Source organism: Ruegeria sp. HKCCD6119, from assembly GCF_013110585.1.
In the GTDB taxonomy this organism is placed as follows: Bacteria; Pseudomonadota; Alphaproteobacteria; order Rhodobacterales; family Rhodobacteraceae; genus Ruegeria.
Window position 1 is genome coordinate 258,744 of sequence record NZ_WVQV01000001.1, and the last position, 20,273, is coordinate 279,016.

A 20,273-nucleotide genomic window follows, 5' to 3' on the forward strand; every position below is an offset into this window, starting at 1 on the left:
TACCCGCGCAACGCGGCGTGCCAAGGTCAGACGATATTTGCTTGAAACGACGACAATCCAGAAGGGGGGCGGACATGGGTGAGCTGGTCGAAATCTATGAGGTCGGGCCGCGCGACGGGCTGCAAAACGAAAAACGCGAAATACCGGTCGCGGACAAGATCGCCTTGATCGACTGTCTCAGCCGGGCGGGGTTTCGCCGGATCGAAGTTGCAAGCTTCGTGTCCCCGAAATGGGTGCCGCAGATGGCGGGTTCCGCTCAGGTGCTGGGGGGGATCACGCGTGCGAATGGGGTGCGCTATGCCGCGCTGACGCCGAACATGCATGGCTATGGCGACGCGCTGGCGGCCAGGGCGGACGAGATTGCCGTGTTTGCCTCGGCCTCCGAAGGATTCTCGAAGGCCAATATCAATGCCTCCATCGCCGAGTCGATCGAGCGGTTCACGCCGATTCTGGAGGCGGCGCGCCATATCGACCTGCCGGTTCGTGGCTATGTCTCATGCGTTACGGATTGCCCATATGACGGTCCGACGCCGCCCGAAAAAGTGGCTGAGGTTGCTGATCGGCTTTTCGCGCTGGGCTGTTACGAGGTTTCGCTGGGCGACACGATAGGGCAGGGGACTCCGGACAAGGTTGCACATATGCTTCTGGCAGTGCGCGAGAGGGTTCCAGTGACGCGGCTGGCGGGGCATTTCCATGACACCAACGGGCGCGCGATCGACAACATCGATGCGGCATTGGCGCTGGGCGTGCGGGTGTTCGATGCAGCAGTGGGAGGGTTGGGCGGTTGCCCCTACGCCCCGGGTGCGGCCGGTAACGTGGCGACCGAGGAGGTTGCGGCACATTTGCATCGGCTGGGATACGAAACTGGCCTGGATATCGACGTTGTTGAAGAGGCCGCGCAGATGGCCAGGGCTTTGCGGGGCTGACATGTTTGAAACGATCACGATCTCGACGGATAGGCGTGGTGTCGCGACGCTCACCCTGAACCGGCCGGAAAAACACAATGCCATGTCGGGGCAGATGATCACGGAATTGACCGACGCCGCATCGCAACTTGGTCAGGATGACGCGGTCCGGGCGGTCGTTCTGGCCGCGGCGGGCAGGACGTTTTGTGCCGGCGGTGATCTGGGGTGGATGCAGGACCAGATGGCGGCTGACAAAAAGACGCGTTTTGTCGAGGCGCGCAAACTGGCCGAGATGTTGCAGGCTCTGAACACGATGCCAAAGCCTCTGATCGGGGCGTTGCAGGGCAATGCCTTTGGGGGCGGGGTGGGCATGGCGGCCGTGTGCGATGTCGCGATCGGGGTCGACGGTCTGATGATGGGGTTGACCGAAACGCGCCTGGGGCTGATCCCCGCAACAATTGGCCCCTATGTCATCGCCCGCATGGGCGAAGCCCGCGCGCGCCGGGTCTTCATGTCGGCCCGTCTGTTCGATGCGTCCGAGGCCGTTGATCTGGGCCTGCTGGCGAAAACCGTGTCGGCAGATCGGCTTTCGGAGGCCGTTGAGGACGAAATTCGCCCCTATTTGTCTTGCGCTCCCGGGGCGGTTGCCTCTGCCAAGGCGCTGGTGCGCGCTTTGGGGCCGCGCATCGACGATGCCGTGATCGATCAGACCATAGGCGAGCTGGTCGAACGGTGGGAAACACACGAGGCACGCGAAGGGATCGCGGCGTTTTTTGAAAAACGAAAACCTGCATGGAATAAGTAGGTTTTACAAGGTTCCGCCATGCCAGTGCCAAACGCCGGTGCTGCGATTCTATGCCGCGCTGTCAAGCGCAGGTTTGATCGCGAAGGGGGCTGTGTTCGGTTGACCCTCTGACCCCGCGGGGATAGAGAATGTCCAGTCAACACGCCAATTGACGGCGCACCCGGATCGGGGCATGCGCAGGAAAGGAGCTATTCGTGGAAGACCTGCTGCGGGAGTACCTCCCGATTCTGGTGTTTCTGGCCGTTGCCGTTGGCCTTGGGATCGTCTTGATTCTGGCCGCCGTCGTACTGGCCGTCCGCAATCCCGACCCCGAAAAGGTCAGCGCATATGAATGTGGTTTCAATGCCTTCGACGATGCGCGGATGAAATTCGACGTCCGATTCTATCTGGTTTCGATTCTGTTCATCATCTTCGATCTTGAAATTGCCTTCCTGTTTCCCTGGGCCGTCGGCTTCAAGGACATCAGCGATGTCGGGTTCTGGTCCATGATGGTGTTCCTGGGTGTTCTGACCATCGGCTTTGCCTATGAATGGAAGAAAGGGGCGCTGGAATGGGAGTGATGACAGGTGCAAACACCGCTGGCGTCGACAAAGAAGTCGCCACCCAGGCCCTGAATGCCGAGCTGCAGGACAAAGGGTTCCTGCTGACCTCGACCGAAGACATCATCAACTGGGCCCGTACCGGCTCGCTGCACTGGATGACCTTTGGTCTGGCCTGCTGCGCAGTTGAGATGATGCATACCTCGATGCCGCGTTATGATGCGGAACGGTTTGGCATTGCCCCCCGAGCGTCTCCGCGTCAGTCGGATGTGATGATCGTGGCCGGAACCCTGACCAACAAGATGGCGCCCGCGCTGCGCAAGGTCTATGACCAGATGCCCGAGCCGCGCTATGTGATCTCGATGGGGTCTTGCGCGAATGGCGGTGGGTATTACCACTATTCCTATTCCGTCGTACGTGGCTGTGACCGGGTTGTTCCGGTGGACATCTACGTGCCCGGATGCCCTCCGACTGCTGAGGCACTGCTTTACGGTCTGATGCAGTTGCAACGCAAAATCCGCCGTACCGGCACAATTGTCCGCTGAGGAGAGAGCTGATGAGCGAAGCACTCAAGGAACTCGGCGCGCAGCTGGAAATCAAACGATCTGATTGTGTTCTGTCATGGGACGTGACCCATGGCGAACTGAACGTGGATGTGGCGCCGTCAAACCTTGTGGAATTCGTCGAATTCCTGAAATCCGACCAGAGCTGCAAATTCTCGTCGCTGGTGGATATCACCGGTGTGGATTACCCCGAACGCGCCAAACGGTTCGATGTGGTCTATCACTTCCTGTCGATGTACCAGAACCAGCGCATCCGGCTGCGGGTGTCGATCCGCGAGGATGACATGGTGCCCTCGATCGTCGATGTTCACCCCTCGGCCAACTGGTTCGAGCGTGAGGTGTACGACATGTTCGGCATCCTGTTCTCGGGCCACCCAGATCTGCGCCGCATCCTGACCGACTATGGCTTTCGCGGTCATCCGCTGCGCAAGGATTTTCCGACCACTGGCTATACCGAGGTCCGCTATGACGAGGCGCAGAAACGCGTCGTCTACGAGCCGGTCAGTCTCGTGCAGGAGTACCGTCAGTTTGATTTCATGTCCCCATGGGAAGGTGCGAACTACATTCTGCCGGGGGATGAGAAACAGGAGACCGAATAATGGGTGGCATCTGGTGGCTGATCCTGTCTGCGCTGACCATCATTCCGATGGTGAAGATATTGCCGTTCTTCGGGATCAACAAATACTGGTGCCTGCTGTGTCTGGTTCCCTTTGGCACGATCGCCCTGCTGTGGTGGGTCGGGCTTAAACTGCAAGAGCTGGAGCGCCGCTGATGGGTCTGGGGGAACTGATCGCGTTGGGGGCGCTGGGGGTTCTGCTGGCCGGGGCTGCTGCCAAAGCGGCCGAGGCGGAAAAGGTTCGGGTTCGGGCCGATGCGAAAAAGAAACGAGGGCGTTGATGGACGGCTCAAGATACGATGACGGCAGCACGGACGCGCTGAGCGGAGAACAGAAGATCCGCAACTTTAACATTAACTTCGGCCCGCAACACCCTGCGGCGCACGGGGTTCTGCGTTTGGTGCTTGAACTGGACGGCGAGATTGTCGAGCGCTGCGACCCGCATATCGGCCTGCTGCACCGCGGCACCGAAAAGCTGATGGAAAGCCGGACGTATCTGCAAAACCTGCCCTATTTCGACCGTCTGGATTACGTGGCGCCGATGAACCAGGAACATGCCTGGTGTCTGGCCATCGAAAAGCTGACCGGGGTTGAAGTACCGCGTAGGGGTTCGCTGATCCGGGTTCTGTATTCCGAGATCGGCCGCATCCTCAACCACCTGCTGAACGTGACCACGCAGGCGATGGATGTGGGCGCGTTGACCCCGCCGCTTTGGGGCTTTGAAGAGCGCGAAAAGCTGATGGTGTTCTATGAGCGTGCCTGCGGGGCCCGCCTTCACGCGGCTTATTTCCGCCCCGGCGGTGTGCATCAGGACCTGCCGCCGGAACTGCTGGACGATATCGAGGCCTGGAGTCACGAGTTCCCAAGCGTCCTTGATGACATTGACGGGCTGCTGACCGAAAACCGCATCTTCAAGCAGCGCAACGCCGATATCGGCGTGGTGACCGAAGATGACATCCAGAAATACGGCTTCTCGGGCGTGATGGTGCGTGGATCGGGTCTGGCCTGGGACCTGCGTCGCGCGCAGCCCTACGAGTGCTACGACGAGTTCGAATTCCAGATCCCCGTCGGCAAGAACGGCGACTGTTATGACCGCTACCTTGTCCGCATGGAGGAAATGCGCCAGTCGCTGCTGATCATCCGTCAGGCCATCGCCAAAATCCGCGAGTGCCCCGGTGACGTTCTGGCGCGCGGCAAGATCACCCCGCCAAAACGCTCGGACATGAAGACCTCGATGGAAAGCCTGATACATCACTTCAAACTGTATACCGAAGGCTTCCACGTGCCGGCTGGTGAGGTCTATGCCGCCGTCGAGGCCCCCAAGGGCGAGTTCGGCGTCTATCTGGTCGCCGACGGCACCAACAAGCCTTATCGCGCCAAACTGCGCGCGCCCGGTTTCCTGCACCTGCAAGCCATGGACCACGTTGCCAAAGGCCACCAACTGGCCGACGTCGCCGCCATCATCGGCACCATGGACGTTGTGTTTGGGGAGATTGATCGGTGAGATGCTTTGCCCTGATTCTGGCCCTCGTGGCTGCCCTACCAGCGCAGGCCGCATCGACTCACCCGACGGCAAAAGTGCTGGAGGTTATGCGGGAAAACGGCTGTCGGCTGGATATTTCGCAAACCGAGGAGGCTTTTTCTGCGCGTGACCTGCGCCCCGAGGATGTCAGCGCCGTGATCAATTCCTGGGCCGAACGGGGGTTGGCTGGTCTGGACGGTCCCGTATTCGAGATTGCGCCTGCGATTTGCGGTGCGCATGGACTTGCGCCCGAGGATACGGCAAGGCGTGCCGACGCCTTATTTGACTTCGTGCGTTTGAATGGGTGCCGTATGGTCGAAGAAGAAGCCGAGATAAAATTGCGCCCCGCCGGTTTTACACAGGCCGAAACGCCTGATCTGATTGCCTTCCTTGTCGAACAAGGTCGCGCGCATCAGGACGCCCCCTATATCATCGTGATCGGAGATGCCTGCTAATGCTGCGCCGTCTGCACCCCGAACAACCCGAAAGCTTTGCCTTCACCGCTGCCAACCAGCAATGGGCCAAAGCGCAGATTACCAAATACCCCGAGGGGCGTCAGGCCAGCGCGGTGATCCCGCTACTCTGGCGTGCGCAGGAACAAGAGGGATGGCTGAGCCGTCCGGCGATTGAATCGGTCGCGGATATGCTGGGCATGGCCTATATCCGCGTGCTCGAGGTCGCCTCGTTCTACTTCATGTTCCAGCTGCAACCAGTAGGATCTGTGGCGCATATTCAGGTCTGCGGCACGACGTCCTGCATGATCTGCGGGGCCGAGGATCTGATCGCGGTCTGCAAGGAAAAGATCGCGGCGAAACCGCATGAACTTTCTGCCGATGGCAAGCTGAGCTGGGAAGAGGTCGAGTGCCTGGGATCGTGCACCAATGCGCCGATGGCGCAGATCGGCAAGGATTACTATGAGGACCTGACCGCCGAGAGCTTTGGCAGGATCCTCGACGATCTGGTGGCGGGCAAGGTGCCGACGCCCGGTCCTCAGAATGGGCGTTACGCGGCCGAGCCGTTGAAAGGGCTTTCCAGCCTGTCCGAATATGAAGCCGGCAAGCCGAAATACAACGCGAGTGTTGAACTGGCGACAGAGCTTGGGGACACGGTCAAGCGTATCGACGGAACCGAAGTTCCGATCCTGACTCCTTGGCTTGGTAAGGATGGCAAAGCCGAAGCTTCCGGTTCCGCTCCTCAACCGCCGAAAAAGCCGGAGCCCGGCAAGACGGCGGCACAACAGAGTGCAACCAAAAAATCGACCCATACCGAACCGGCATCTCCCGAGGGCGCTGCGGCAAAGACGGATGGCCCGGACGTTCAGGAGACCCAGCCTAACACTCTAACCGCGGCACGTGACGGCAAGGCGGATGACCTTAAGTTGTTGAAAGGCGTCGGCCCCAAGCTGGAAGAAACGCTAAACGAGCTGGGTTTCTATCACTATGACCAGATCGCGGCCTGGACGCCCGAACATGTGGCCTGGGTCGATGCGCGATTGAAATTCAAAGGCCGGATCGAACGCGATGGCTGGATCGAGCAGGCGACCAAGCTTGCTGCCGGTGAGGAAACCGAATTCGCCAAACGTGCCAAATCCGAGGGCACATACGAAGACTAGACGGATGCCCGTTCCGGGCTTCGGGGGAAGATGGACAAGGACAAGGAACAGGCCATAGCCCGCAAGGGCCGACATATCGGGGTGGTCATCGCCGTGACCATGCTGATCTGGCTTGCGATGAACCTGTTCATTGGCCCCGCGCTGGGTTTGACAACCCGGCATGCGCTGCTGTTTGATTTCGCCGCTCTGGCGGGATTCATCTATGCGGGCGTCAACATTTTTCAACTCTGGCGCATGCGTCAGGACAGCTGAAGGTAACACGCGATGCTGAAGGATCAGGACCGGATCTTTACCAACATCTACGGGATGCATGAGCGCACGCTGAAAGGTGCGCAGGCCCGCGGGCATTGGGACGGCACTGCTGGCCTGATTGATAAAGGGCGCGACTGGATCATCCAGACGATGAAGGATTCCGGGCTGCGCGGACGCGGCGGCGCGGGTTTCCCGACCGGTCTCAAATGGTCGTTCATGCCCAAGGAAAGCGACGGGCGCCCGTCCTATCTGGTGGTCAACGCGGACGAATCCGAACCCGGCACCTGCAAAGACCGCGAGATCATGCGCCATGATCCGCATACGCTGATCGAGGGCTGCCTGATCGCGTCTTTCGCCATGAATGCCCACACCTGCTACATCTACCTGCGTGGTGAGTACATCCGCGAACGCGAGGCGTTGCAGGCCGCGATTGACGAGGCCTATGACGCGGGTCTGCTGGGCAAGAATGCTGCGGGCTCGGGCTGGGATTTCGACCTATTTCTGCACCACGGGGCGGGCGCCTATATCTGTGGCGAGGAAACCGCGCTGATTGAAAGCCTCGAAGGTAAAAAGGGCATGCCGCGGATGAAGCCGCCGTTCCCGGCAGGTGCGGGTTTGTATGGCTGCCCGACGACCGTGAACAACGTCGAATCCATCGCCGTCGTACCTACGATCCTGCGCCGTGGGGCGGATTGGTTCGCAGGTTTCGGCCGCCAGAACAACGCGGGCACCAAGCTGTTTGCGATCTCGGGTCACGTCAACAACCCCTGCGTCGTGGAAGAGGCGATGTCAATTTCCTTCGAGGAGCTGATCGAGACCCATTGCGGCGGCATTCGCGGTGGCTGGGACAATCTGCTGGCCGTGATCCCCGGAGGATCCTCGGTTCCGTGTGTGCGCGGTGAGAACATGCGCGACGCGATCATGGATTTCGATTATCTGCGCAACGATCTCGGCTCGGGGCTTGGAACGGCGGCGGTGATCGTGATGGACAGGTCCACCGACATCATCAAGGCGATCTGGCGCCTGTCAAAATTCTACAAACACGAAAGCTGCGGCCAGTGCACGCCCTGCCGCGAAGGCACTGGCTGGATGATGCGGGTCATGGACCGCCTGGTGCGTGGCGAGGCCGAGCTGGAAGAGATTGACATGCTGTTTGATGTGACCAAACAGGTGGAAGGTCACACGATCTGCGCGCTCGGCGATGCGGCCGCCTGGCCGATCCAGGGCCTGATCCGGAATTTCCGTGAAGAAATCGAAGACCGCATCAAGGCTCAGAAATCGGGCCGTATGGGTGCGATGGCGGCGGAGTGATCGGGATGGACATGTTTGCAGAATACAGCCACGCGATTTCATCGGTTGTGCTTTTCACGCTGGTGGTTCTGTTCCTGGCCCCGTTTTCAGCGCTGGCCAAGCAGGGCAAAGGCCTCGCGCCTGGGGCGACCCCTGAGCAGGACTATTCCGACCAGGCCTATCGACTGAACCGGGCCTATCTGAACGGAACGGAAACGCTTCCGGCGTTTGTGGCTGTTGTGACTGCGGCGGTATTGCTGGGCGCCAGCCCGTTCTGGGTCAATCTGCTGGCGTCTGTCGCATTGGTTGCGCGGTTGGTGATGCTGGTGGTGCACATCAAAGGCATAGGCAAGCCGAACAGTGGCCTTCGGTCCGTGCTGTATGTATTGGGCTGGGCCTGCATGTTTGTGATTGGGCTTATGGCATTGGTGGCGGCTTTCTGATGGCGTCTCGGCAGATGAGAACACGAAGAGGGATAGTATGAAGGCCTCAAGAACCCTTGTAGTCCTGCTGGCACTGGCAAGCGTGTCCGCCTGCGGCATCATCAAGCCGTCGGAAGATCGTATTCTGTTCGATGGAAAAGCGTTCAAGGCAAAGGCGAAGGCGGTCGACAAGAAAGCATCGCCAACGGACTTTACCGTTGTGGTAAAGGGTGCGTCCGCATCGCTGGACGGCGCACGTGAGGCCGGCCGTCATGAAGGAACCAAGTTTTGCGTGCAGAATTTCGGGTCTTCGCGGATCGATTGGAAAGTGGGGCCGGACACCGAACCGCAAAACCTGCGCATCAGTGATGATCAATTGACCTTTGCGGGAAAATGCCAACGGCCATGACGCGCGGTTTTGCATATCACGACACGGATTGCCGGCCGCTATTGCCTAGCAAGACCGGACCGGTTCGTTTTGGTGCGTCCAAAACGAAGGGAAAATCCATGTCTATTGCCAAAACACTTGCGCTGGCTACCTTGGTCACATTGCCTGCCGTTGCAAATGCGAAGCCGCCCTTGAGGGATGTCAAAGAGATCGACGACGAACTCTATTACATCGCGATCGCAAATGAAATTTCGGAATATTGCCCCTCGATCAGCGGGCGTCGATTGAAAGCGATCAGTGTGATGTGGGGGCTGCGCTCCAAGGCGAACAAACTGGGGTATTCGGACACCGAAATCCGCACTTACGTCGAATCGGATGCTGAAAAAGACCGGATGCGCGCCAAGGGCGAGGCGTATCTGGCTTCGAATGGCGTGACCTATGACAACCCCAACACATTCTGCACTCTGGGGCAGAAGGAAATCCAAAGAAACAGCGCCATTGGCGTTTATTTGAGGGCGAATTGAAAGCCATGTCTGACCTCCGCAAGATCAATATCGACGGACAGGAAATCGAAGTCGATGGCGCGATGACCCTGATCCAGGCTTGTGAACAAGCCGGGGTCGAAGTGCCGCGCTTTTGTTATCACGAGCGTCTGTCGATTGCTGGCAATTGCCGGATGTGCCTGGTCGAGGTCGTCGGCGGGCCGCCGAAACCTGCGGCCTCCTGCGCGATGCAGGTGCGTGACCTGCGTCCGGGGCCTGAAGGTCAACCCCCGGTGGTCAAGACGAACTCGCCCATGGTCAAAAAGGCCCGCGAAGGCGTGATGGAGTTCCTGCTGATCAACCATCCGCTGGATTGCCCGATCTGTGATCAGGGTGGCGAATGCGACCTTCAGGATCAGGCGATGGCCTATGGCATGTCCGGATCCCGCTTCAAGGAAGCAAAGCGGGCGGTCGATGATCTGGATCTTGGCCCGCTGGTTGGCACCGCAATGACCCGCTGCATCAGCTGCACGCGCTGCGTGCGCTTCACCACCGAAGTTGCCGGGATAACTCAGATGGGTCAGACCGGGCGCGGTGAGGATGCCGAGATCACCTCGTATCTGAACCAGACGCTGGATTCGAATTTGCAGGGCAACATCATCGATCTGTGCCCTGTCGGGGCGCTGACCTCCAAGCCCTACGCCTTTACTGCACGTCCGTGGGAATTGACCAAAACCGAAAGCATCGATGTGATGGATGCGTTGGGATCGAACATACGCGTCGATACCAAAGGCCGTGAAGTCATGCGTTTCCTGCCGCGCAATCATGACGGCGTGAACGAGGAATGGATCAGCGACAAGACCCGCTTTGTCTGGGATGGCCTGCGCCGTCAGCGTTTGGACAAGCCCTATGTCCGTAAAAACGGCAAGCTGCGCCCGGCCTCATGGTCCGAGGCGCTGACCAAGGTAGCAGAGGCGCTGAAAGGCGCCGAGAAACCCGCCGGTATCGTGGGCGATCTGGCTCCGGTCGAGGCGGCGTTTGCGCTGAAACAGATGATCGAAGGGCAGGGTGGTGTTGTCGAATGCCGTACCGATGGCGCAAAGCTTCCGGCGGGCAATCGTGGCGCTTACGCTGGCACCGCCGCGATTGAAGATATCGACACCGCGGAACGTATCCTGCTGATCGGTACCAACCCACGTGACGAAGCGCCTGTCCTGAACGCGCGCATCCGCAAGGCGTGGGCGCATGGGGCCGAAGTCGCTTTGGTCGGTCCTGCGGTCGATCTGACATATGAGTATCAACATGTTGGCGATGATCGAACAGCGCTGCAAAAAGTTGTCGACATGGGCGGAGATGATGAGATCAAGGGAAAACGGTCGTTGGTCATCATCGGTCAGGGCGCTTTGCAGGAAGCGGACGGCGCCGCCGTGCTGGCTGCTGCGCAAGCCATCGCGGCCAATACAGAAAGTGGTCTGATCGTTTTGCACACTGCGGCATCGCGCGTTGGTGCGATGGATGTGGGTGCCACGAACGAAGGCGGAATGGACGCGATCAGCGCCGCCGACGTGATCTACAACCTTGGTGCGGATGAGGTCGAGATCGGCGAAGGCGCCTTTGTGATCTATCAGGGCAGCCATGGTGACCGGGGTGCACACCGCGCCGATGTGATCCTGCCAGGCGCGGCCTATACCGAGGAAAACGGCGTGTTCGTAAACACCGAAGGTCGCCCTCAACTGGCGATGCGGGCCGGTTTTGCGCCGGGTGAGGCGAAGGAAAACTGGGCCATCCTGCGCGCCTTGTCGGCCGAACTGGGTGCAACACTGCCCTACGACTCTCTGGCACAGTTGCGCACGGCCTTGATCGAGGCGGTTCCGCATCTGGCCCGCATCGACGAAGTGATTGAGAACGAAGTGAAAGTTCTCGATGCCGGTACTCTGGGCAACGCAACTTTCCGCTATGCGATCAAGGACTTCTACCTGACCAACCCGATCGCACGGGCTTCACAGTTGATGGCCGAGCTTTCGGCACAGGCGCAGGCCCGCAAATCCGAGAAGATCGCGGCGGAATGACCCAGACCATTTTCATATCGCAGATCGGCGCATCCGGTGCCGGGCGGCAGTTGGCCGCGCCTGATTTGCGTGTGAAACCGAATATTAAGGGTGGCGCAATGGCGGCAGATGCTGTTTACACCAACGCGCCGACCCAGCCGCAGTTTGCGCAGGCTTCTGGCCTTTGCATCGCGCGCGGAAAACGGAATACCCACGGTGTGAGGACCAATGGCTGAATTCTTTAACACCCCAGGCGGAATAGCCATCATCATTCTGGCGCAAGTGCTTGCCGTTGTTGCCTTTGTGATGATTTCACTGTTGTTCCTTGTTTACGGGGACCGCAAGATCTGGGCCGCTGTCCAGATGCGTCGCGGCCCTAACGTGGTGGGCGTCTATGGCCTGCTGCAATCGGTGGCGGATGCCCTGAAATATGTGGTGAAAGAGGTCGTCATTCCTGCGGGCGCCGACCGGACGGTCTTTATCCTCGCACCGCTGACATCCTTCGTTCTGGCGATGATCGCCTGGGCGGTGATCCCGTTCAACGATGGCTGGGTTCTGTCGGATATCAACGTCGCGATCCTCTATGTATTCGCGGTGTCCTCGCTCGAGGTTTATGGCGTGATCATGGGCGGTTGGGCGTCGAACTCAAAGTACCCGTTCTTGGGCTCGCTGCGCTCGGCCGCGCAGATGATTTCCTACGAGGTTTCGATCGGCCTGATCATCATCGGTGTGATCATTTCGACCGGCTCGATGAATTTTGGCGACATCGTGCGCGCTCAGGACGGCTCGTTCGGCTTCTTCAGCTGGTACTGGCTGCCGCATTTCCCGATGGTGTTCCTGTTCTTCATCTCGGCCCTGGCCGAAACCAACCGACCACCGTTTGACTTACCCGAGGCGGAATCGGAACTGGTCGCCGGTTATCAGGTCGAATATTCGGCCACGCCTTTCCTGCTGTTCATGGCAGGCGAATACATCGCCATCTTCCTGATGTGCGCGCTGACCTCTCTGCTGTTCTTCGGCGGCTGGCTGTCCCCGATCCCTGGCCTGCCGGACGGCGTTCTGTGGATGGTGGCCAAGATGGCGTTCTTCTTCTTCATCTTCGCAATGGTCAAGGCGATCACACCCCGCTACCGCTATGACCAGCTGATGCGGCTGGGCTGGAAAGTGTTCCTGCCATTCTCGCTGGCTTGGGTGGTTTTCGTGGCCTTTGCGGCGAAATTCGACTGGTTCTGGGGCGCATTTGCCCGTTGGAGCGTAGGAGGCTGATATGACCCAAATCGACTATACCCGCGCTGCCAAATACTTCCTTCTGCAAGACTTCTGGGTCGGCATGAAGCTGGGGCTGAAGTATTTCTTCGCGCCCAAGGCCACGGTGAACTATCCGCACGAAAAGGGGCCTCTGTCCCCACGTTTCCGCGGCGAACACGCTCTGCGCCGCTATCCGAATGGTGAAGAACGCTGCATCGCCTGCAAACTCTGCGAGGCGATCTGCCCGGCCCAAGCCATCACCATCGACGCTGAACCGCGTGAGGACGGCAGCCGCCGCACCACGCGCTATGACATCGACATGACCAAGTGCATCTATTGCGGCTTCTGTCAGGAAGCCTGCCCGGTCGATGCCATCGTCGAAGGCCCGAATTTCGAATTCGCAACGGAAACCCGCGAAGAGCTGTTCTATGACAAGCAGAAACTGCTGGACAACGGCGAACGCTGGGAGGCCGAGATTGCCCGCAATCTGGAAATGGACGCGCCTTACCGATGAGTGACAGCCCGACAAATCCGTTCGAGCTGATGATGAAGCAGGCTCAGGACATGGCCAAGGCGATGAACCCGGCGATGGAGAATTTCTCGCCCAAGGGGTTCGAGGCGCTGTGGCCGACCATGCCGAAAGAGGTCATGGAGATGATGTTCGGCAACACCGTCAACAAGGACGGTCTGGATGCCAAGACCCGCCTGCTGCTGACGCTGGCCGGGCTGACCTGCCAGGGCGCGCAGGCGGATTCGGCGGTGCGTCAGACCGTGCGCCACGCTTTGGAGGCGGGTGCCAAGAAACAAGAGATCGTGGAAACGATCGGTCAGATGTCGGTCTTTGCCGGCATTCCGGCCATGACCCGCGCGCTGGATCTGGCGCAAGAGGTCATGGGCGACAACGAGGATGAGGATCAATGACCGTCTTTGCCTTCTACCTGTTTGCCATCAGCGCCATCACCGGCGGGCTGTTTACGGTGATCAGCCGCCAGCCAGTGCACTCGGTGCTGTGGCTGATCCTGTCCTTCTTGTCCTCGGCGGGGCTGTTCGTGCTGCTGGGGGCCGAGTTCGTGGCGATGCTGCTGATCATCGTCTATGTGGGCGCGGTCGCGGTGCTGTTCCTGTTCGTGGTGATGATGCTGGACGTGGACTTTGCCGAGCTCAAGGCCGAAATGGCGCGCTATATGCCCCTGGCCCTGCTGATCGGTCTGGTCATCCTGATGCAGTTCGTCATGGCCTTCGGGGCATGGGATAGCGCACAGGGTGCCGCGGCCAATCTGGCACAACCAGTGCCAGCGGACCGCCACAACACCGAGGCGCTTGGCGTCATCCTTTATGATCAATACTTCCTTCTGTTCCAGCTTGCGGGTCTGATCCTGCTGGTGGCCATGATCGGCGCCATCGTTCTGACGCTGCGCCACCGTCAGGACATCAAGCGTCAGGACATCGTCGGCCAGATGATGCGCAACCCGGCCAAGGCGATGGAATTGAAAGACGTAAAACCGGGGCAGGGGTTGTGAAGCTTTTGGTTACTATAACTGCCGTCGCCGCGGTTCTTGGTGCAGGAGCCGCAGCGGCTGGTGAGTGCCTTCAGCCAAATTGGTTCCAAGATGCCTTAGGTCGCGCGCCTTTAACGATTGGGGAACGTTGCGAGTTTGAAAACGCGGGTTCATGGAAGGCACCGGTTGAAGGTGGTCCGGTCACCGCGTTCTCGGATTCACTTGTCGCTCAGCCAATTACTGATTTGTCATGCGGAGCTGTTAATGAACTCTGGGTGGCCGACTGCGCAACGGGCGATACGGCGACTTTCCACGGAACACTTTGTGGCGGTGCTGCACTAACAATACCTCACACGTCCGTTGGTTGCTTCGATGGCCCGGATGGATTGCTGGAGATGACGCAGTCTTCCACGCTTTCTCAATTGATCGCATCAGCAGAGAAGAATGGGATTACGGCCAAAGCTGGGAGGATTGAGGATCAATTGAGTGAAATTCCTCGCCATCGACGGCCCGAACCCACTTGCGGCTGCAAACTCTACTACCCCGACTCGCCAGGAGCGAAGCTATGATCGGACTTGAACACTATCTTACGGTCGCGGCGACGCTGTTCGTCATCGGCATCTTCGGTCTCTTCCTGAACCGCAAGAACGTCATCATCCTGCTGATGAGCATCGAACTGATGCTGCTGGCGGTGAATATCAACCTCGTGGCGTTTTCCAGTTTCCTCGGCGATCTGGTCGGGCAGGTGTTTACGCTGTTCGTTCTGACCGTGGCGGCGGCCGAGGCGGCGATCGGGTTGGCCATTCTGGTCTGCTTCTTCCGCAACCGCGGCACCATCGCGGTTGAAGACGTCAATATGATGAAGGGCTAAGAGAACCATGGAAACCACCATCCTCTTTGCCCCGCTGGTGGGCGCGCTGCTCTGCGGGTTCGGCTGGAAGTTCATTGGCGAGAAGGCCGCCATGTGGACGGCCACGGGCCTGCTGTTTCTGGCTTGTCTGCTGTCATGGCTCGTGTTCTTCTCGTTCGACGGGCACACACAACAGATCGAGATCATGCGCTGGATCGAAAGCGGGTCGCTCTCGACCTCGTGGGCCATCCGTCTGGACCGGCTGACCGCCATCATGCTGATCGTGGTCACCACGGTTTCGGCGCTCGTGCATCTCTACAGCTTTGGCTACATGGATCACGACCCGCAATGGCGCGAAGGCGAAAGCTATAAGCCGCGTTTCTTTGCCTATCTGTCCTTCTTTACCTTCGCGATGCTGATGCTGGTGACGGCGGACAACCTTGTGCAGATGTTCTTTGGCTGGGAAGGTGTGGGTGTTGCCTCGTATCTGCTGATCGGCTTCTACTATCGCAAGCCGTCGGCAAATGCGGCGGCGATGAAAGCGTTCATCGTCAACCGTGTGGGCGATTTCGGCTTTGCTCTGGGCATCTTCGCGCTGTTCTTCCTGACCGACAGCATCAACTTTTCGGACATTTTCGCATCGGCACCCGCGCTTGCAGAAGAAAAGCTGCATTTCCTGTGGGGCGAATGGACCGCGGTCGAGGTGATCTGTGTTCTGCTGTTCATCGGTGCGATGGGTAAATCCGCGCAGCTGATCCTGCACACCTGGTTGCCGGACGCGATGGAAGGCCCGACGCCGGTGTCGGCCCTGATCCACGCGGCCACCATGGTGACAGCGGGCGTGTTCCTTGTCTGCCGCATGTCGCCGCTGATGGAGTTCGCGCCGGGTGCGACCGGGTTCATCACTTTCCTTGGGGCCTCGACAGCGTTCTTCGCGGCGACCGTGGGTCTGGTACAGACCGACATCAAGCGCGTCATTGCGTATTCGACCTGTTCCCAGCTGGGATACATGTTCGTGGCCGCGGGCGTCGGCATGTATTCGGCGGCGATGTTCCACCTGTTCACGCACGCTTTCTTCAAGGCGCTGCTGTTCCTCGGTGCCGGTTCCGTAATCCACGCCATGCATCACGAGCAGGAGATGACGGAATATGGCGGTCTGCGCAAAAAGATCCCTTACACCTTCTGGGCAATGATGATCGGAACGCTGGCCATCACGGGTGTCGGCATTCCGCTTACCACAATCGGTTTTGCCGGGTTCCTGTCTAAAGACGCGATCATCGAAAGCGCCTATGCGGGCGGAACCGGCTACGCCTTCTGGATGCTGGTGATCGCGGCGATGTTCACCTCGTTCTATAGCTGGCGTCTGATTTTCCTGACCTTCTATGGCAAACCGCGTGGCGACAAGCATACGCATGACCACGCACATGAAAGCCCGATGACCATGCTGGTGCCGCTTGGCGTTCTGTCGCTGGGTGCGGTGTTTGCCGGGATGATCTGGTATGGCAATTTCTTTGGCCATGCGGACAAGGTCGGCAAGTTCTACGGTATTCCGGTTGCCGAAGCGTCAGAACATGCCGAGGCCGGTGATCATGCGGCGGCGGATGCTTCGCACGGTGAAGACAGCCATGCGGATGAAAGCCACGCGGCTGACAGTCATGCCGATGAAGGTCATGGTGAGAAGGATGCAAAGGGTGGCGATCATCACTATGTCTTTGCGGGCCAGCCCGGCGAGGGCGCGCTTTACATGGCGCCGGACAACCATGTTCTGGACGATGCGCATGCGGCTCCGAAATGGGTCAAGGTTTCACCCTTCGTCGCCATGTTGCTTGGCTTTGTCGTGGCCTATTGGTTCTACATCGTGAATACGTCGCTGCCGGCACGTCTGGCTGCAAATCAGCGTCCGCTGTACCTGTTCCTTCTGAACAAGTGGTATTTCGACGAAATCTACGATGCGGTCTTCGTAAAACCCACTGTGGCGCTTGGCCGCTTCCTGTGGAAACGCGGTGACGGCAATACAATCGATGGCTTCCTGAACGGAGTAGCAATGGGCGTTGTTCCCTTCTTCACCCGCCTCGCCGGCAAGGCGCAGACCGGGTACATCTTTACCTATGCCTTCTGGATGGTGCTGGGCATCGCGGCCCTTGTCACCTGGATGTCGATCGGCGGAGGGGCCCAGTAATGGATTATATCCTTTCGATCGTCACGTTTATCCCCGCCATCGCCGCAGGCATTCTGGCCTTGTTCCTGCAAGGTGACGATGCGGCGGCACAGCGGAACGCCAAGTGGATTGCTCTGCTGGCCACCACTGTGACCTTCCTGGTTTCCATCGGCATCTATACAGGCTTTGACCCGTCGAACCCCGGTTTCCAGATGGTGGAAGAGGGTGAGTGGCTGATGGGCCTCAAATACAAGATGGGTGTTGATGGCATCAGTGTCCTGTTCGTTCTGCTGACGACCTTCATCATGCCGCTGACCATTCTGGCCAGCTGGAATGTCACGGACCGTGTCAAGGAATACATGGTTGCCTTCCTGCTGCTGGAAACGCTGATGCTGGGCGTCTTCATGGCGCTTGATCTGGTACTGTTCTACCTGTTCTTCGAAGCAGGTCTTATTCCGATGTTCCTGATCATCGGGATATGGGGCGGCAAGGATCGGATCTACGCCAGCTTCAAGTTCTTCCTCTACACCTTCCTCGGCTCGGTCTTGATGCTGGTCGCCATGGTTGCAATGTATGCGGATGCGGGCACTACGGATATTGCCGCGCTGATGACGCACCAGTTCTCGTCCGAGGGCTTCAGCGTGCTGGGCATCTATGTTGTCGGTGGCATGCAGACCCTGATGTTCCTGGCCTTCTTTGCCTCGTTCGCAGTGAAAATGCCGATGTGGCCGGTGCATACCTGGTTGCCGGACGCCCACGTTCAGGCGCCCACGGCGGGATCGGTCGTACTGGCCGCGATCCTTCTGAAGATGGGCGGCTATGGCTTCCTGCGGTTCAGCCTGCCGATGTTCCCGGTGGGTTCGGCCGTGATGACCGATCTGGTGCTGTGGATGTCTGCCATCGCGGTTGTCTATACCTCTTTGGTGGCGCTGGTGCAGGAGGATATGAAGAAACTGATCGCCTATTCCTCGGTCGCGCATATGGGCTTTGTGACCATGGGTATTTTCGCGGCAAACCAGCAGGGCATCGATGGCGCGATCTTCCAGATGCTCAGCCACGGGTTCATCTCGGCCGCGCTGTTCCTGTGCGTTGGCGTGATCTATGACCGGATGCACACCCGCGATATCGAGGCTTATGGCGGTCTGGTGATCCGGATGCCAGCCTACGCGCTGGTCTTCATGTTGTTTACCATGGCCAATGTGGGCCTGCCGGGCACCAGTGGCTTCATCGGTGAATTCCTGACCCTGATGGGCGCGTTCCAGGTCAACACCTGGGTAACGGCGGTGGCAGCGACCGGTGTGATCTTCTCGGCGGGTTATGCGCTGTGGCTCTACCGCCGGGTCGTGTTTGGCGATCTGATCAAGGAAAGCCTTAAGGCGATGACCGACATGAGCTCGCGCGAGCGATTGATCTTCGCCCCGCTGATCGTGATGACCATCCTGCTGGGTGTCTACCCGTCGCTGGTGACCGATGTAATCGGGCAATCCACAGCGGCTCTGATTTCGAACTATGACACGGCTCTGGCCGCGGCTGAGGCTGCGACCCAGACAGCCGCTTCGCATTAAGGGAGCTTTGGAGACATGATCCAGGCTGATCTGACAATCATCCTGCCGGAAATCGTTCTGGCGCTTTATGCGATGGCGGCGCTGCTGGGGGCTGTCTACACGACAAAGGACGGACTGGCGCCTTTGCTGGTCTGGACCACGGCAGGTCTTATGGCCCTTCTGGCAATCTGGATTGCAACTCAGGGCGGGGGTACAAACGTGGCCTTCAACGGCATGTTCGTCGATGACGGCTTTGCCCGCTTTGCCAAGGTTGCTATCCTTTTGTCGGCGGGTGCAGTACTGGTCATGAGCCAGGAATACATGGCGCGCCGCGATCTGCTGCGTTTTGAATATCCTTTGCTGGTGGCACTGGCCGCCGTGGGGATGATGATGATGGTCAGCGCAGGCGATCTGATGTCGCTTTACATGGGGCTCGAGCTGCAATCGCTGTCGCTCTATGTCGTGGCCGCTCTGCGTCGTGACAGCGCGAAATCGACCGAGGCAGGTCTGAAGTATTTTGTGCTGGGTGCGCTGAGCTCGGGTCTGCTGCTTTATGGCGCGTCGCTGGTCTATGGCTTCACCGGCACCACGTTGTTCTCGGGCATCATCCAGACAGTTCACCATGGCGATGTTTCGTTGGGGCTGCTGTTTGGCCTGATCTTCCTGATCTCGGGTCTGGCCTTCAAGGTCTCGGCCGTACCGTTCCATATGTGGACGCCGGACGTTTACGAGGGGTCTCCGACACCGATCACGGCTTTCTTTGCCACGGCACCCAAGGTTGCGGCGATGGCGTTGTTCGCGCGCCTGTTGCATGACGCGTTTGGCGGCATTGTCCAAGACTGGCAGCAAGTGATTGTCCTGCTGTCCGTGCTGTCGATGTTGCTGGGGGCCGTGGCCGCGATCGGGCAGCGCGACATCAAGCGACTGATGGCGTTTTCGTCGATTGCCCATATGGGCTATGCGCTGATTGGCCTGGCCGCTGGTACCGAGCTGGGTATCAAGGCCATGCTCATGTATCTGGCCATCTACGTGACCATGAATATCGGCACCTTCGCCTTCATTCTGATGATGGAACGTGACGGCAAACCCATCACCGATATTGACGCTCTGCGGCAATACTCCAAGCGTGATCCGGGCAAGGCGCTGGCGGTGCTGATCCTGATGTTCAGCCTGGCGGGCGTGCCTCCGATGCTTGGTTTCTTTGCGAAATTCGGCGTCTGGCAGGCGGGCGTCAGTGCGGGTCTGACCGGTCTGGTCGTCGTCTCGGCCATCGCTTCGGTCATCGGTGCCTTCTATTACCTGCGGATCGTGTTCTACATGTATTTCGGGGCCGAGAACGAAGAGCCGATCGAAACCCGGTCGACCCCTGTTCTGTGGGTGGCATTGATGGGGTCTGCGGCCCTAATGCTGGTCGGCATCTTCTATCAGTTCGGCGTCGAGGGCGCGGCAGCTGCCGCGGCGGCCACGCTTGTCAATTGATCGTTTCACACATCCGGAAAGAGGGGCTCGGTCGCGCGACCGGGCCTTTTT

Annotated in this window: 25 protein-coding genes; all 25 read left to right on the forward strand. The window is 59.1% G+C overall.

Annotated features, from left to right (window positions below):
- The first annotated feature begins 74 nt into the window (after positions 1-74).
- Positions 75-926, forward strand: a complete 852-nt coding sequence (locus tag GS611_RS01275; protein WP_171631130.1) for a hydroxymethylglutaryl-CoA lyase — start codon at positions 75-77, stop codon at positions 924-926.
- 1 nt (position 927) lies between these two features.
- Positions 928-1,710: a crotonase/enoyl-CoA hydratase family protein gene (locus GS611_RS01280; protein ID WP_171631133.1), complete on the forward strand. Its 783-nt coding sequence runs from the start codon at positions 928-930 to the stop codon at positions 1,708-1,710.
- A 194-nt stretch (positions 1,711-1,904) separates the two neighbouring features.
- The gene (locus tag GS611_RS01285) at positions 1,905-2,270 is read left to right on the forward strand and encodes an NADH-quinone oxidoreductase subunit A (protein ID WP_050602775.1); all 366 of its coding nucleotides are present in this window, start codon (positions 1,905-1,907) and stop codon (positions 2,268-2,270) included.
- Positions 2,261-2,794 carry an NADH-quinone oxidoreductase subunit B family protein gene (locus tag GS611_RS01290; protein ID WP_010442777.1) on the forward strand — a complete coding sequence of 178 codons (534 nt, stop codon included), beginning with the start codon at positions 2,261-2,263 and terminating at the stop codon, positions 2,792-2,794. Before GS611_RS01285 ends, GS611_RS01290 begins: the two co-directional genes overlap by 10 nt.
- Before the next feature lie 11 nt (positions 2,795-2,805).
- The gene (locus GS611_RS01295) at positions 2,806-3,411 is read left to right on the forward strand and encodes an NADH-quinone oxidoreductase subunit C (RefSeq protein WP_171631137.1); all 606 of its coding nucleotides are present in this window, start codon (positions 2,806-2,808) and stop codon (positions 3,409-3,411) included.
- Positions 3,411-3,584 carry a hypothetical protein gene (locus tag GS611_RS01300; RefSeq protein ID WP_010442775.1) on the forward strand — a complete coding sequence of 58 codons (174 nt, stop codon included), beginning with the start codon at positions 3,411-3,413 and terminating at the stop codon, positions 3,582-3,584. The genes GS611_RS01295 and GS611_RS01300 overlap by 1 nt, the downstream gene beginning before the upstream one ends.
- Positions 3,584-3,709, forward strand: a complete 126-nt coding sequence (locus GS611_RS21240) for a hypothetical protein (RefSeq protein ID WP_256368965.1) — start codon at positions 3,584-3,586, stop codon at positions 3,707-3,709. The genes GS611_RS01300 and GS611_RS21240 overlap by 1 nt, the downstream gene beginning before the upstream one ends.
- Complete coding sequence (locus GS611_RS01305; RefSeq protein ID WP_171631140.1) at positions 3,709-4,932, forward strand: NADH-quinone oxidoreductase subunit D; 1,224 nt, start codon at positions 3,709-3,711, stop codon at positions 4,930-4,932. The genes GS611_RS21240 and GS611_RS01305 overlap by 1 nt, the downstream gene beginning before the upstream one ends.
- A complete protein-coding gene (locus GS611_RS01310) occupies positions 4,929-5,405 on the forward strand; it encodes a hypothetical protein (RefSeq protein ID WP_171631143.1) in 477 nt (158 codons plus the stop codon). The genes GS611_RS01305 and GS611_RS01310 overlap by 4 nt, the downstream gene beginning before the upstream one ends.
- The gene (locus GS611_RS01315; RefSeq protein ID WP_171631147.1) at positions 5,405-6,562 is read left to right on the forward strand and encodes an NADH-quinone oxidoreductase subunit E; all 1,158 of its coding nucleotides are present in this window, start codon (positions 5,405-5,407) and stop codon (positions 6,560-6,562) included. Before GS611_RS01310 ends, GS611_RS01315 begins: the two co-directional genes overlap by 1 nt.
- Positions 6,563-6,592: 30 nt before the next feature.
- Positions 6,593-6,814, forward strand: a complete 222-nt coding sequence (locus tag GS611_RS01320; protein ID WP_171115038.1) for a DUF5337 domain-containing protein — start codon at positions 6,593-6,595, stop codon at positions 6,812-6,814.
- Positions 6,815-6,826: 12 nt separating this feature from the next.
- Positions 6,827-8,125 carry an NADH-quinone oxidoreductase subunit NuoF gene (gene nuoF, locus GS611_RS01325; RefSeq protein ID WP_171631150.1) on the forward strand — a complete coding sequence of 433 codons (1,299 nt, stop codon included), beginning with the start codon at positions 6,827-6,829 and terminating at the stop codon, positions 8,123-8,125.
- A 5-nt stretch (positions 8,126-8,130) separates the two neighbouring features.
- The gene (locus GS611_RS01330) at positions 8,131-8,547 is read left to right on the forward strand and encodes an MAPEG family protein (RefSeq protein WP_171115040.1); all 417 of its coding nucleotides are present in this window, start codon (positions 8,131-8,133) and stop codon (positions 8,545-8,547) included.
- 37 nt (positions 8,548-8,584) lie between these two features.
- Positions 8,585-8,935, forward strand: a complete 351-nt coding sequence (locus tag GS611_RS01335) for a hypothetical protein (RefSeq protein ID WP_171631153.1) — start codon at positions 8,585-8,587, stop codon at positions 8,933-8,935.
- A gap of 98 nt (positions 8,936-9,033) precedes the next feature.
- Positions 9,034-9,438 carry a DUF5333 domain-containing protein gene (locus GS611_RS01340; protein WP_171631156.1) on the forward strand — a complete coding sequence of 135 codons (405 nt, stop codon included), beginning with the start codon at positions 9,034-9,036 and terminating at the stop codon, positions 9,436-9,438.
- Between the two features lie 5 nt (positions 9,439-9,443).
- Complete coding sequence (nuoG, locus tag GS611_RS01345) at positions 9,444-11,465, forward strand: NADH-quinone oxidoreductase subunit NuoG (RefSeq protein ID WP_171631157.1); 2,022 nt, start codon at positions 9,444-9,446, stop codon at positions 11,463-11,465.
- The gene (locus GS611_RS01350; protein WP_171631160.1) at positions 11,462-11,680 is read left to right on the forward strand and encodes a hypothetical protein; all 219 of its coding nucleotides are present in this window, start codon (positions 11,462-11,464) and stop codon (positions 11,678-11,680) included. Before nuoG ends, GS611_RS01350 begins: the two co-directional genes overlap by 4 nt.
- Complete coding sequence (gene nuoH / locus GS611_RS01355; RefSeq protein ID WP_152458581.1) at positions 11,673-12,710, forward strand: NADH-quinone oxidoreductase subunit NuoH; 1,038 nt, start codon at positions 11,673-11,675, stop codon at positions 12,708-12,710. The genes GS611_RS01350 and nuoH overlap by 8 nt, the downstream gene beginning before the upstream one ends.
- Position 12,711: 1 nt before the next feature.
- Positions 12,712-13,206, forward strand: coding sequence for an NADH-quinone oxidoreductase subunit NuoI (gene nuoI, locus GS611_RS01360; protein WP_170397042.1), 495 nt, complete (start codon positions 12,712-12,714; stop codon positions 13,204-13,206).
- Positions 13,203-13,613, forward strand: a complete 411-nt coding sequence (locus GS611_RS01365; RefSeq protein ID WP_010442761.1) for a carboxymuconolactone decarboxylase family protein — start codon at positions 13,203-13,205, stop codon at positions 13,611-13,613. The genes nuoI and GS611_RS01365 overlap by 4 nt, the downstream gene beginning before the upstream one ends.
- Positions 13,610-14,212, forward strand: coding sequence for an NADH-quinone oxidoreductase subunit J (locus tag GS611_RS01370; RefSeq protein ID WP_171631162.1), 603 nt, complete (start codon positions 13,610-13,612; stop codon positions 14,210-14,212). Before GS611_RS01365 ends, GS611_RS01370 begins: the two co-directional genes overlap by 4 nt.
- 544 nt (positions 14,213-14,756) lie before the next feature.
- A complete protein-coding gene (gene nuoK, locus GS611_RS01375) occupies positions 14,757-15,062 on the forward strand; it encodes an NADH-quinone oxidoreductase subunit NuoK (RefSeq protein WP_005984024.1) in 306 nt (101 codons plus the stop codon).
- Positions 15,063-15,069: 7 nt separating this feature from the next.
- A complete protein-coding gene (nuoL, locus tag GS611_RS01380; protein ID WP_171631164.1) occupies positions 15,070-17,220 on the forward strand; it encodes an NADH-quinone oxidoreductase subunit L in 2,151 nt (716 codons plus the stop codon).
- Entirely contained in the window at positions 17,220-18,764 is a 1,545-nt protein-coding gene (locus GS611_RS01385) for an NADH-quinone oxidoreductase subunit M (protein ID WP_171631166.1), read from the forward strand. The genes nuoL and GS611_RS01385 overlap by 1 nt, the downstream gene beginning before the upstream one ends.
- Before the next feature lie 15 nt (positions 18,765-18,779).
- Positions 18,780-20,222 carry an NADH-quinone oxidoreductase subunit NuoN gene (gene nuoN / locus GS611_RS01390; protein WP_171631168.1) on the forward strand — a complete coding sequence of 481 codons (1,443 nt, stop codon included), beginning with the start codon at positions 18,780-18,782 and terminating at the stop codon, positions 20,220-20,222.
- The last annotated feature ends 51 nt before the right edge of the window (positions 20,223-20,273 follow it).